This is a genomic window from Candidatus Sodalis pierantonius str. SOPE (genome assembly GCF_000517405.1).
Classification (GTDB): Bacteria; Pseudomonadota; Gammaproteobacteria; order Enterobacterales; family Enterobacteriaceae; genus Sodalis_C; species Sodalis_C pierantonii.
In genome coordinates, this window is record NZ_CP006568.1 from 1,173,153 (window position 1) to 1,186,210 (window position 13,058).

At 57.0% G+C, this 13,058-nt stretch carries 13 protein-coding genes; 1 reads left to right on the plus strand and 12 read right to left on the minus strand.

Features of this window, described 5'->3' with window-relative positions; all coding sequences use genetic code 11:
• The 7 genes from mrdA to leuS all read right to left on the minus strand — a co-directional run bounded on the left by mrdA (position 1) and on the right by leuS (position 7,789).
• The gene (gene mrdA / locus SOPEG_RS06090; RefSeq protein WP_025244672.1) at positions 1–1,905 is read right to left on the minus strand and encodes a peptidoglycan DD-transpeptidase MrdA; all 1,905 of its coding nucleotides are present in this window, start codon (positions 1,903–1,905) and stop codon (positions 1–3) included.
• A 37-nt stretch (positions 1,906–1,942) separates the two neighbouring features.
• Complete coding sequence (gene rlmH / locus SOPEG_RS06095) at positions 1,943–2,413, minus strand: 23S rRNA (pseudouridine(1915)-N(3))-methyltransferase RlmH (protein ID WP_025244673.1); 471 nt, start codon at positions 2,411–2,413, stop codon at positions 1,943–1,945.
• Between the two features lie 3 nt (positions 2,414–2,416).
• The gene (gene rsfS / locus SOPEG_RS06100) at positions 2,417–2,722 is read right to left on the minus strand and encodes a ribosome silencing factor (protein ID WP_038468341.1); all 306 of its coding nucleotides are present in this window, start codon (positions 2,720–2,722) and stop codon (positions 2,417–2,419) included.
• A 179-nt stretch (positions 2,723–2,901) separates the two neighbouring features.
• Positions 2,902–3,555 (minus strand): nicotinate-nucleotide adenylyltransferase, encoded by a 654-nt coding sequence (gene nadD / locus SOPEG_RS06105; RefSeq protein ID WP_025244675.1) that lies wholly within the window; start codon positions 3,553–3,555, stop codon positions 2,902–2,904.
• Positions 3,548–4,579 (minus strand): DNA polymerase III subunit delta, encoded by a 1,032-nt coding sequence (gene holA / locus SOPEG_RS06110; protein WP_025244676.1) that lies wholly within the window; start codon positions 4,577–4,579, stop codon positions 3,548–3,550. Before holA ends, nadD begins: the two co-directional genes overlap by 8 nt.
• Before the next feature lie 34 nt (positions 4,580–4,613).
• Entirely contained in the window at positions 4,614–5,192 is a 579-nt protein-coding gene (lptE, locus tag SOPEG_RS06115) for an LPS assembly lipoprotein LptE (RefSeq protein WP_025244677.1), read from the minus strand.
• A 14-nt stretch (positions 5,193–5,206) separates the two neighbouring features.
• The gene (leuS, locus tag SOPEG_RS06120; protein ID WP_025244678.1) at positions 5,207–7,789 is read right to left on the minus strand and encodes a leucine--tRNA ligase; all 2,583 of its coding nucleotides are present in this window, start codon (positions 7,787–7,789) and stop codon (positions 5,207–5,209) included.
• Positions 7,790–8,058: 269 nt separating this feature from the next.
• Between leuS and SOPEG_RS06125 the strand changes: the two genes are divergently transcribed.
• The gene (locus SOPEG_RS06125; protein ID WP_025244679.1) at positions 8,059–8,538 is read left to right on the plus strand and encodes a zinc ribbon-containing protein; all 480 of its coding nucleotides are present in this window, start codon (positions 8,059–8,061) and stop codon (positions 8,536–8,538) included.
• Positions 8,539–8,800: 262 nt separating this feature from the next.
• Here SOPEG_RS06125 and SOPEG_RS06130 read toward each other — a convergent pair whose 3' ends face one another.
• The 5 genes from SOPEG_RS06130 to SOPEG_RS06150 all read right to left on the minus strand — a co-directional run bounded on the left by SOPEG_RS06130 (position 8,801) and on the right by SOPEG_RS06150 (position 12,873).
• A complete protein-coding gene (locus tag SOPEG_RS06130; protein WP_025244680.1) occupies positions 8,801–9,526 on the minus strand; it encodes an amino acid ABC transporter ATP-binding protein in 726 nt (241 codons plus the stop codon).
• Positions 9,523–10,200 carry a glutamate/aspartate ABC transporter permease GltK gene (gene gltK / locus SOPEG_RS06135; protein ID WP_025244681.1) on the minus strand — a complete coding sequence of 226 codons (678 nt, stop codon included), beginning with the start codon at positions 10,198–10,200 and terminating at the stop codon, positions 9,523–9,525. Before gltK ends, SOPEG_RS06130 begins: the two co-directional genes overlap by 4 nt.
• Positions 10,200–10,943 (minus strand): amino acid ABC transporter permease, encoded by a 744-nt coding sequence (locus SOPEG_RS06140; protein ID WP_025244682.1) that lies wholly within the window; start codon positions 10,941–10,943, stop codon positions 10,200–10,202. The genes gltK and SOPEG_RS06140 overlap by 1 nt, the downstream gene beginning before the upstream one ends.
• Positions 10,944–11,098: 155 nt before the next feature.
• Positions 11,099–12,001, minus strand: a complete 903-nt coding sequence (locus SOPEG_RS06145; RefSeq protein WP_025244683.1) for an amino acid ABC transporter substrate-binding protein — start codon at positions 11,999–12,001, stop codon at positions 11,099–11,101.
• Positions 12,002–12,114: 113 nt separating this feature from the next.
• On the minus strand, positions 12,115–12,873 hold the full coding sequence (locus SOPEG_RS06150; protein WP_038468165.1) for a DNA adenine methylase: 759 nt from the start codon (positions 12,871–12,873) through the stop codon (positions 12,115–12,117).
• Between the last annotated feature and the right edge of the window lie 185 nt (positions 12,874–13,058).

Below are 13,058 nucleotides of genomic sequence, written 5' to 3' on the forward strand. Positions count from 1 at the left end.
TTAATCACTCTCACTGCCGGGCGGGGCGGGCGGCTCCGCCGGTAAGTCCGTGGTGTTATCGCCCAGGAGGATATGATCCAAAATCTGGCGGGTGATGGTGCCCACTGCCGGGCCGACGCCGCCGTTTTCCAGTATCACCACCACCCCCACCGTTGGCTTGTCATAGGGGGCAAAAGCAGTCATCAGCTTATGATCACGCAAACGTTCGGCGATTTTGTGCGCATTGTAGGCTTCGTTGGCCTTCAGGCCATACACCTGGGCGGTACCGGATTTGGCCGCCGCCTTGTAAGGGGCGTCGGCAAAACTTTTGCGCGCCGTACCGTTCGGCCGGTTGGCGACGCCATACATACCGTCTTTGGCGATCTCCCAATAACCGGAATGAGGATCGCCGATTTGCTCATGTTCCGGTTGTCGATAGGGGACCTGGCGGCCGTTTTCCCGCGTACCGTAGAGCAGATGCGGCGTGCGTACCGCGCCGTCATTAATTAACGTCATTAACGCTTTAGACATTTGCACCGGCGTGGCGATCCAATAGCCCTGGCCGATGCCAACGGGGATGGTGTCACCTTGATACCAGGGTTTTTTGAACCGCGCGATTTTCCAATCGCGGGTCGGCATCACGCCGGCGCGCTCCTCGGACAAATCGATGCCGGTATACTGGCCGTAGCCAAATTTGGTCATCCATTCGGAAAGCCTGTCGATGCCCATATCATAGGCCACCTGATAAAAGAAGGTATCCGCCGACTCCTCCAGCGCCCGGGTGACGTTCAACCGCCCGTGTCCCCAGCGCTTCCAGTCGCGGTAACGTTTTTCCGAACCGGGCAATTGCCACCAGCCCGGATCAAACAGCGAGAAATTTTTATTGATAACACCCAGGGTGAGCGCCGAAACCGAGATATAGGGTTTTACGGTAGAGGCGGGCGGGTACACCCCCTGGGTGGCGCGATTGATAAGCGGGCGGTTTTCGTCTTCCAGCAGCGCGTGGTAATCCTTGCTGGAAATACCGTCGACAAACAGGTTCGGGTCGTAGCTGGGGTTGGACACCAGCGCGCGGATGCCGCCGTCGCGGGGATCGACCACCACCACCGCGGCGCGGCTGCCGGCCAGCAGTTTCTCAATATATTGTTGCAGGCTGAGATCCAGCGTCAGGGTAATATCCTTACCCGCCTGCGGCGGCTGCTCGTGCAACTGGCGGATCACCCGGCCGCGGTTATTGACCTCGACTTCTTCGTAACCGGTTTTACCGTGCAGCGTACTTTCATAGTAACGTTCGATACCCAACTTACCGATATCGTGGGTGGCGGCATAGTTTGGCAAGATGCCCTCTTTATCCAGGCGTTCCACGTCGCGGTCATTGATTTTCGACACATAACCGATAACGTGGGTAAGCGCGGAGCCATAGGGATAGTAGCGGCGCTGGTAGCCCTTGACTTCGACGCCGGGAAAACGGTACTGGTTAACGGCGAAACGGGCCTGCTGCACATTGGTCAAACCCACTTTAAGCGGTAGCGAGGTAAAGCGGCGGGAACGTTTACGCTCTTTTTCAAAATTGGCAATATCGTCATCGGTTAAATCGACAATCGGGCGCAGGGCGGCGATGGTTTGGGCTAAATCGTCCACCTTTTCCGGCACCAGCTCCAACTGATAGATGGTGCGATTCAGCGCCAGCGGGGTCCCGTTGCGGTCGTAGATGATGCCGCGGCTGGGCGCGATGGGAACCAGTTTGATGCGGTTTTCATTGGAGCGGGTGCGGTAATCCTCGAAGCGGACAATTTGCAAATGGTACAGATTGACGATAAGTATGCCGGTCAGCAGCAATATGCCGGCGAACGCTATCAGGGCGCGGCGCACGAACAGCGCCGACTCGGCTGAATAGTCGCGGAAGGGGTTACGTTCTATTTTCATTCAGCGGAATTATTTCACGTTAACCATCTTCACCGCTTCACTCGCGGTGATAAGGGTGATTGGTAGTAATGCTCCACGCACGATACAGGCTCTCCGCGACCAGCACCCGCACCAGCGGATGCGGCAAAGTTAACGGGGACAGCGACCAGCTTTGCTCGGCGGCTGCCTTGCAGGCGGGGGCCAGCCCTTCGGGCCCGCCGACAAGGAGACTGACGTCGCGCCCGTCATGCTTCCAGCGTTCAAGCTGCTGCGCCAGCTGCGGCGTCTCCCAGCGTGCGCCGGGGATATCCAGCGTGACGATCCGATTTCCTTTCGCTACCGCGGCCAGCATCAGTTCCCCTTCCTTTTCCAGAATGCGCGCGGTATCCGCATTCTTGCCGCGCTTACCGGCCGCAATTTCCGTCAGCTCGAAGGGCAGCTCTTTGGGAAAACTCTTGAGATAGTCGGTAAACCCGGTGTGCACCCAACCCGGCATTTTGGTCCCGACGGCGATAAGCTGCAGTTTCAAACCTCAGCTCCAGAGTTTTTCCAGCTCGTACAGGCGGCGACTTTCTTCCTGCATCACATGCACAATCACGTTGCCTAGATCGACGACGATCCAGTCGGCGGCATTTTCCCCCTCCACGCCCAGCGGCATCAGGCCGGCTGCGCGCGACGCCTGCACCACATGATCGGCGATGGACATGACGTGGCGGCTGGATGTCCCGGTGCAGATAACCATGCAATCCGTAATGCTCGACTTGCCGCGCACGTCGAGGGTAATAATGTCTTGCCCTTTCAAATCGTCTATCTTGTCAACAACAAAATCTTTGAGCATGGTATCTAGCAAAGGTTCCCCCTCCGGTATGCTTCGCGCGCGCCACGCGGGAAACGGGTGGCGCAATAGTCAATGGGATAGCTGCCAGGCGCCGGTTGACCGCGGAATGAACTTGGCATCACAGCGCCGGCCTGGCCGGCGGGCGAAGATAAGGCGCATAGCATAGCATGGCGCGCACACTAACGGTATAAGCCCTGTTCGTCAATATAACCTTGCACCGCGGGGGGGAGTAGGCCATCGCAGGTGCGGCCTTCCCGGTAACGTGCCCGGATGTCGCTGGCGGAAATGGCAAGTTGCGGCGTGTCCGCGCAATAGATAAGCCCCGCCGGCTGCCGATGCAGCGCCTGCGGATCCCGGGTTAGCCGACGGGTGAGCCAGCGGTTGTCGCTCTCGCCGTCCAGCCCGTCGCCATAGCCGGGACGGGCGCACACCAGCAGATGGCAAAGGTCCGGCAGCGCCAGGCAGCGGTGCCATTGCGGCAGGGTGAGCAGCGAATCCTGGCCGATTATGAAGCCCAGCGGCGCGTCGGGACCATATTCGCGGCGCAGTTCTTCAAAGGTATCGACCGTCCAGGAGGGGGTTGGGCGGCGAAGTTCACGATCATCAAGGGTGAACAGCGCGTCCGGTACCTCGGCGATCGCCAGGCGTGCCATCGCCAACCGCTGCTGCGCTGACGCCACCGGCTGCGGCCGGTGCGGCGGGACATTGTTCGGTAGGAGGATCACTTGCTGCAGGTTGACAAGGCGCGCCAGTGCAATAATGGGCCGCAGATGCCCGTAGTGGATAGGGTCAAAGGTGCCGCCGTAAAAGGCCCTCAGAACGCGGTCAGCCATCAAGCATCGCCGCGGGCAGCGTTTTGCCGCACAAGAGCAGCGCCAACGCGTTCAGATCAGACCATACGGGATAGCCATAATCCTGCTTAAGCGCCAATTCAATGTGGGTCATTAACGCCACCGCGTCCCGCAGCTGAGGCAGGGTAAGCCGCCCTAACGCCTGTGTAAGCAGCGGCCGGCGGTTCTGCCACACTTTATGGCGGTCGAAGAGCGTGCGCATCGGCGCGGCGGCCATTTGCCGTTTAAGCGTCAGCAATTGCAGAACTTCGCGCTGAATGCTGCGCAGCAGGATCATGGGCTCCGCGGCTTCCAGCCGCAGCTGACGCAGAATGTGCGCGGCGCGTTTGCTCTTACCCGCCAGCGCGGCGTCGACCCAGTGAAACGGGGTAAAATGCGCGGCGTCGTTTACCGCCGCATCGACCCGCGGCAGCGTCAGACTGCCGTCCGGGTAGATCAGCGACAGTCGCTCCAGCGCCTGGGCCAGCGCCAGCAGATTGCCCTCATAGCAATAGCATAGCAGTTGGCAGGCGGCGTTATCCAGCGGCAGCTTCATGCTTTTGGCGCGCTTCGCCACCCAGCGCGGCAATTGCCCCTGCTCCGGCGTGGTGCAGCTCACCAGCACCGCCCGTGGGCTAAGCGCTTTAAACCAGGCGGTGTTCCCCAAGGCGCGGGTCAGCTTGCTGCCGCGCAGGATCAGCAGCAGATCCTCATGGAGCAGCGACGCCAGCTGAAGCAGCTTTTCCCCCATGGCGGCCTGAACGCCACCGTCCGGCAGGACAAGCAGCAGCGTCTGGCGGCTGGCGAACAGGCTGCGCGCCTGGCACAGGCTGAAGATCGCGTCCCAGTCGGTGCCGGCGTCCAGCGTGACGCTGAAATGTTCGTCGAACTGCTGCTCCTGGGCCCGATCGCGAATACCATCCTGGCTTTCCTGTAGCAGCAGCGGATCGTTGCCGAACAGCAAGTAACAGGGGCGCAGCGACTCTTGCAACTGCGCGCCCAACTGCTCGGCATACAGCCGGATCATAGTGCCGCCCGCCGAGACACAGAGCGCTGGTTCATCAGGACGCCGGCGCCGCCGTCGGCCGCGGTTGCTGCTGTTTCAATTTCGCGTCCAGCGCATTATCCGCCTCCTCGGCGGCATGCACCGTCAGCAGTTTACGCACCAGCTGCTGCGCCGCCTGCTGACGCAATTCTTGACGGATGATGTCCCCTTCGGCATCTTTCGCCAGCGCCGTCAGCGGGTTGTCAAAGAACGAACGATAAACTTTCACATCGATGGGGTAGTAATCTTTGCCGGGCATCAACACCTGTGCCTGTACGCTTAGCGTCATTTGATATTCGGCGGTTTTCCCGTCCTGGAATACCGACGCGGTCACCTGACTTTCCGACGAATTGACAATCCTAAGCGACGGCAGCGTTGCGTTTTTGTCCTTGGCGTCGTCAAGCAGTGTCACATCGTTCAGGCGCAGTTCAGCGCGCACGGCACGGGCCAGCGGGCCGTAAGGATCATAACTGTTCAATGTCATGGTTTTCATTTCGGTCGGCACCTGGGCGGTGGTACCGCGCAGGTGATAACCACAGCCGGCGGTGGTCATCACCGCCAAGCCCAGTATCAGTGCTAAAGTCCGATATCGCACAACGTCTCCTTCTGTTAACCCACGACCAGGTTAAGCAGTTTACCCGGTACATAAATTACCTTGCGTACCGTGGTCCCTTCCAGATGTTTCGCCACCAGATGTTCCTGAGAGGCGCGCTCACGTACCAAGGCTTCGTCTGCGTCTGCGGGCACGGTAATTCTGCCGCGCAGCTTGCCGTTGACCTGAATAACCACCAGTTTGGCATCTTCCACCATAGCGGCGTCGTCAGCGACAGGCCACGGGGCGTTATCGATATCCCCTTCGCCCCCCAGCGCCCGCCAAAGCGTGAAGCAGGCATGGGGAGTGAACGGATAAAGCATCCGCACCACCGTCACCAGGGCCTTCTGCAGCAGCGCGCGATCCTGCTCGGTCTGCTGCGGCGCGCGCGCCAGCTTGTTCATCAGTTCCATAATGGCGGCGATGGCGGTGTTGAACGTCTGGCGGCGGCCGATATCGTCGGTGACCTTGGCAATAGTTTTGTGCACTTCGCGACGCAGCGCTTTTTGCTCGTCGTTCAAGGCGGCGATATCCAGCGTACCCACCGGGCCCAGCTGCGTATGCTCATACGCCAGTTTCCATACGCGTTTCAAAAACCGATTGGCGCCTTCCACGCCGGATTCCTGCCATTCGAGCGTCATTTCCGCGGGGGAGGCGAACATCATAAACAGGCGCACGGTATCGGCGCCGTATTTCTCCACCATCTCTTGTGGGTCGATACCGTTGTTTTTCGATTTCGACATCTTGCTCATGCCGGCATAGACCAGCTCGCGGCCCGTGGCATCAGTCGCTTTGACGATGCGGCCTTTCTCATCGCGCTCCACGCTGACTTCCACCGGCGAGACCCAAATGCGTTCGCCGCAGTCCCGAAGGTAGTAGAAGGCGTCGGCCAACACCATACCCTGACACAGCAGGCGCTTGGCCGGCTCGTCGGAGGTGACCAGTCCGGCATCGCGCAGCAGCTTGTGATAGAAACGGAAATACATCAAGTGCATGATGGCGTGTTCAATACCGCCAATGTACTGATCCACCGGCAGCCAATAGTTGGCGGAGGCGGGATCGAGCATGCCGCGGTCATAATCCGGGCAAGTATAGCGCGCGTAATACCAGGAGGATTCCATGAAGGTATCGAAGGTATCGGTTTCACGCAGCGCCGGCTGGCCGCGGTAGGTGGTTTTGGCCCACTCGGGATCGGCCTTCAGCGGACTGGTAATACCGTCCATTACCACGTCTTCCGGCAGCACGACCGGCAGTTGGTCTTCCGGTGTCGGCACCACGGTGCCGTCTTCGAGGGTCATCATCGGGATCGGCGCCCCCCAATAGCGCTGGCGGGAAACCCCCCAGTCGCGCAGGCGATAGTTCACCTTGCGCTCGCCGACGCCGCGCGCCACCAGCGCATCGGCAATAACATTGAAGCCGGCCTGGAAATCCAGACCGTCGAATTCGCCGGAATTGAACAGCACCCCTTTGTCGGTCATCGCCTGAGCGCTGATATCCGGCTCGCTGCCGTCGGGGGTGCGGATGACCGGCTTGACGGGCAAGTCATATTTGCGGGCAAACTCAAAATCGCGCTGGTCGTGACCCGGTACCGCCATCACCGCGCCGGTGCCGTAATCCATCAGCACGAAATTGGCCACCCAGACCGGCAACGTCTCGCCGGTTAGCGGATGCAGCGCGTGCAGGCCGGTATCCATTCCCTTTTTTTCCATCGTGGCCATGTCCGCTTCCGCCACTTTGGTAGTGCGGCATTCCTGGATGAAATCGGCCAGCGCCGGATTGGACGCCGCCACCTGCAGGGAAAGCGGGTGACCCGCCGCGACCGCGACGTAGGTGGCGCCCATAAAGGTATCCGGGCGGGTGGTGTAGACCGTGAGCGTCTCTTCGCTGTCGACGACCTGGAAGGTGATTTCCACCCCTTCCGAACGGTCGATCCAGTTGCGCTGCATGGTTTTCACCTGCTCAGGCCAGCTCTCCAGCTTATCCAGATCGTACAGCAGTTCGTCGGCGTATGCGGTGATTTTCACGAACCACTGCGGGATTTCCTTGCGCTCGACCTTGGTGTCGCAGCGCCAGCAGCAGCCGTCGATGACCTGCTCGTTGGCCAGCACCGTCTGGTCCTGCGGGCACCAGTTGACCACCGAGGTCTTTTTATATACTAGGCCCTTTTCATACAGGCGGGTAAAAAACCACTGCTCCCAACGGTAATATTCCGGGCGGCAGGTGGCGAGTTCACGATGCCAGTCGTAGCCGAAGCCCAACAGTTTCAGCTGGCTCTTCATATAATCGATATTGGCATAGGTCCACGGCGCCGGCGCGGTATTGTTTTTTACCGCGGCCCCTTCGGCGGGCAGGCCAAACGCGTCCCAGCCGATAGGCTGGAGGACATTTTTGCCCAGCATGCGCTGATAGCGGGCTATCACGTCGCCGATGGTGTAGTTGCGCACATGCCCCATATGCAGGCGGCCGGAAGGATAGGGCAGCATGGATAGGCAGTAGTATTTTTCCTTGCCAGGGTCTTCGGTGACCTTGAACGTATTATTTTCATGCCAGTGTTGCTGGACGGTGGATTCTATCTCTTCCGGGCGATAAAGCTCTTGCATGGCAGCCAGTGGTCCTTAAGTGAAATACGGCGACGCTCGCGCAGGGAGCGTATTAAAGCATAATGCTAGGATCCGGCTAGCATAGCTGATAAGCGATAGCGGCAACAACACTCAGCGCCCGGCTGGGCCGTTTTTCTAACAATATTCGCGGCGCGCGCGGCAAATCCGCTTCGTAAACGGCCTCGGCGCCCCGCGGGCAGACAGATTTGAACTAACATTATGAGGATAATATCAACATGCCGGCAGCGCCGCCGGTCAAGGAGAGAAGAATGGACAAGGTCGCGCATCATTACCATCAATTGCTTACTTCGCTGACCCAGCGGCTGGAACAGGGAGAACGGGATATCGACGCGCTTGAGGCGGATGCCCGCCGGCGCCTGCTGGCCAGCGGTGATCTTACCCCCATTGAGGTGGAAAACGTGACCCGCGCGGTGCGGCGCGATTTGGAAGAGTTCGCCCGCAGTTACGATGAAAGCCGTGAGCACGATGACGAAAGCGTTTTTCTACGGGTCATTAAAGAGAGCCTGTGGCAACGGCTGGCGGAGATTACCGACCGGACACAGCTGGAGTGGAAAGAGGTGTTTAAGGACGTTAACCATCATGGCGTTTACCACAGCGGCGAGGTGGTCGGTTTGGGCAATCTGGTGTGCGAGCGCTGTCATCATACCCTGGCGTTTTATACCCCGGAGACGTTACCGCTCTGCCCGGATTGCGGTTTCGATGAATTCCATCGCCAACCTTTCCATTAACGATCTCGGCGGCAACAGGGGTCGGTCAGGGACGCCAACCGAAGACCCACTCTGCCATTAAGTCTCAGGGAGGGCATCGTGGGACAAGGGACGTCATCAAGAGAATGAGACGGCGCCGTGGGACAAGCAGCGATAGCTGCCGCTTAAGGCGTGGGGGAAATACCCTCAAGGTATAAGCCCTTTGGCGCTGCCGTGCGCCGGGCAGGGGAGGCGAGCGCCGCCGGGCAGGGGCAATGGACACCCTGTCCGACCTGCGGCAGCCTTAATGCAGGATTTTCGCCAGGAAGTCGCGGGCGCGGTCCGATTGGGGATGGGCAAAGAACGCTTCTTTGGGCGAGTCCTCGATAATGCGTCCCTCATCCATGAAAATCACCCGGTTGGCCACTTTACGCGCAAAGCCCATTTCATGGGTGACCACCATCATGGTCATCCCTTCCTGAGCCAGCTCCACCATGACATCCAATACTTCGTTTATCATCTCCGGATCCAGTGCGGAGGTAGGTTCGTCGAACAGCATCGCCACCGGATCCATGCACAGCGCGCGGGCGATCGCCACGCGCTGCTGCTGGCCACCGGACAGCTGACCGGGGAACTTATTAGAGTGCGCCGCCAGGCCAACCCGCTCCAGCAGGGCAAGGCCTTTAGCGCGCGCCGCGTCTTTCTCGCGTTTCAGAACCTTGACCTGCGCCAGCGTCAAATTGTCAATAATCGACAAATGGGGAAAGAGCTCAAAGTGTTGGAACACCATCCCCACTTTGCTGCGCAGCTGTGCCAGATTGGTGCGTTTATCGCTGACGCTGATGCCATTAACGCGAATCTCCCCCTCTTGAATGGGTTCAAGGCCGTTGACGGTTTTGATTAACGTCGATTTACCGGAGCCGGAAGGGCCGCATACCACCACCACTTCTCCTTTATTGACCTCGGTGGTGCAGTCGGTCAGCACCTGAAAGTGACCATACCACTTGGAAATATTTTTCAGGGAAATCATCTAACCGTCCTTTTTTTCAAATAATTCACCAGCGTGGAGGCGCTCAGGCTGATGATAAAATAAACCAAACCGGCAAACAGCACCATTTCCACCTGCGTACCGTCACGCTCGCCGATAGAGGAGGCGGTACGGAAGAAGTCGGCCAGGCTTAATACGTAAACCAACGAGGTATCCTGAAACAGCACGATGCCCTGTGTCAGCAGCAGCGGCACCATTGCGCGGAAGGCCTGCGGCAAAATTATCAGCTGCATGGATTGCCCGTGCGTCATGCCGAGCGCCAACGCGGCGGAGGATTGCCCACGGGCGATACTGACTATACCGGCGCGGATGATTTCCGAATAATAGGCCGCCTCAAAGAGCGAAAACGCAATCATGGCGGAAATAAGCCGGATATCGGTTTGCGGCGATAGGCCCAGTCCCTTTTGCAGCAGGCTCGGCACGACCAGATAGAACCACAGCAGCGCCATTAACAGCGGCACCGAGCGGAAAAGATTGACGTAGATTTTGGCGAACCAACAGATGGGTTTTACCGGTGAGAGACGCATCACCGCCAAAAGGGTGCCCCAGATAATGCCCACTACCACCGCGGTAAGGGTAATTTTTAACGTAATGGCCATCCCCTGCAGCATATAAGGCAGGCCCGGCTGTATGGAACTCCAGTCGAATTCGTACATTATTTGCTCCCCAGATTATTGCCCGGCAGGCGCACTTTTCGTTCGACAAAATGCATAACCAGCATAATCACGGCGTTGATGAGCAGATAGCCCAGGGTAATGGCGGTAAAAGATTCATAGGCGTGGGCGAAATAGTCCAGCAATTTGCTGGCCTGCGCCGCCATCTCCACCAGGCCAATGGTGGAGGCGACCGACGAGTTTTTAACCAGGTTGAGCATTTCCGAAGTCATCGGCGGCACGATGATCCGATAGGCATTAGGCAGCAAGACATAGCGATAGGCCTGCCCCAGCGTGAGCCCCATCGCCAGCGCGGCGTTCAGCTGCCCCTTGGACAGCGACTGAATGCCCGAGCGTACCTGCTCGCACAGACGCGCGGCGGTGAACAGCCCCAGGCACAGCATGGAGGAGACAAAAAACTGAATGGTGGGATCCAATTCGGCTTTAAACCAGGTGCCAATGGACGCCGGCAGCAGCTCTGGCACCACCAGATACCAGATAAACAGCTGCACTATCAGGGGAATATTACGGAACAACTCTACATAACAGGTGCCTATCCCCGCCAGAAACCGATTAGGCAGGGTGCGCAAGATACCGAACAGGGAACCCACTACGAAGGCAATAATCCAGGCGTAGAACGACACGGCGATGGTGACCTGGAATCCCGACCATAGCCAGCCTAAATAGGTGGTGTTGCCGAACGGGACCGCTTCAAAAAAGATTCCCAAGTTCCAATTTGTTGACATAAAAACTCCGGTAAAAAAGGGTAACGAGCGCTACCCTGAAGATTGATGAATGGCCCTCTCTTGCCGCGCTTCGGGGAACGGCCTTAGCGCGTCTGTCTGTCCGGGCCTTTGGTCAGCAATCAGTAGGGCGGGCAATCCCGCCCTTATTATCGTTATTAGTTTACGGCTTTATCGTTAGGCGCTTTGAATAGGGCTTTCATATCGTCCGACATGGAAAAGTTCATGTTCAGATCCTTCGGCGGAATAGGCTGTTTAAACCACTTGTCGTACCATTTCTCCGCTTCGCCGGAGGTCTGGATATGGGCGATAGTGTCGTCCATGAGCGTTTTGAACGGCGCGTCATCTTTGCGCAGCATGCAGCCGTAGGCTTCTTTCGATTGCGGCGTGCCGACGATATCCCATTGATCGGGTTTACGCGATTTGGCGCGTTCGCCGGCCAGCAGGGCATCATCCATCATCATCATAAAGGCCACCGCGCGGCCGCTTTCCAGGGTACGGAACGAGTCGCCGTGATCCTTGGTGCTGATGATGCGCATCTTCATCTGCTTCTCATCGTTAAGCTTGTTGAGCAGCACCTCAGAGGTGGTTCCGGCGGTGACGACGACGGTCTTGCCGGCCAAGTCGCTAAAATCTTTGATGGGGCCGCCTTTTTTCACCGCCAGGCGGGTACCGATAATGAACAGCGTATCGGAGAAGTCCACCTGCTTCTGGCGCTCCAGGTTATTGGTAGTGGAGCCGCATTCAAAATCATAGGTGCCGTTTTGCAGCAGCGGGATACGGTTGGAGGAGGTGATAGGCAAATATTTCACCTGCAGATTCGGTGCGTCGATTTTCTTTTTAATGGCATCAACGATGGCGTTGGAGTAGTCCTGCGAATAGCCCACCACTTTCTGCTGGTTGTCATAATAGGAGAAAGGAACGGACGATTCGCGGTGGCCTACCACGATGACGCCGTTGTCTTTGATTTTTTTCAGCGTGCCCGTTAATTCCTCAGCATGAGCCTGGCTGGCGGCAATGCCGATCATCACTAACGATAACGCCAATTTGCGCATGTGCATCTTCCTTGTAGCGATGCAATCAATTCTGGACTAATTTGCAAACAATTCTGGACTCCCATAACCCCTAAAAAATGGCTATTTTGGACAGTCCAGAATTGTTTGCAAACAGGAAATCAGGCGAAATTACGAATGACCAACTCGCGTCTACTATGACGGTTCTTGCCTAATGAGTATTTTAGGTCAACAACGTCGATATGAAGGTTTTTGAAGATGAGCCTCATTTCTGGGATATCATTAACTGAAATCACCATTCTTCCTGCTATTGAATGAGCAAGGCTATCAATGATGCTATATTGCTCCAGGCCAAACGCTGCGCCATAGCCTTGAGTCTTCCAGTAAGGTGGATCAAGATAGAACAATGAATGTGGCCTATCATATTTTTCAATACAAGCCTGCCACCCAAGATGCTCTATGGTTGCATGGGATAAACGCAGGTGAGCCTGTGATAGCTGTTCTTCGATTCTTAAGAGGTTCAATGACTGTGATCGTACAGCCGAAGTACCAAAGTTCTGCCCGCTCACTTTGCCACCAAATGTGAGCTGCTGAAGACAGTAAAAGCGGGCGGCTCGCTGTATATCGGTCAGCGTTTGCGGAGGTATTTCTTTCAGCCAATCAAACAGCTGCCTGCTGCTCAAAGCCCACTTGAACTGGTGGACGAATTCCTCCAAATGGTACTTGACTACCCGATAGAGGTTTATCAAATCCCCGTTGATATCGTTCAACACTTCGACTGTGGATGGATCCTTGCTGAAAAACAGCGCAGCTCCTCCACAGAATGGTTCAACGTAGAATTTGTGCGCAGGAAAGCACGGTAAAATATGTTTAGCCAGCCTCCGCTTTCCTCCCACCCATGGTATGATTGGTGTATTCATCAATATAGTTCCTACATATAAATATAAGTTTTACCGATCAATTATTGGTTATTGATCGTCAAAATAATTATCACTCATGCAGAAATATGCAGATACAAACAGAGCCGTAGAGTATAAATATCGCTATCCATTTTTCTGTGTCACTGCTGCTGGTTCCGGTCACATCCGATCACTGATTCCGATTT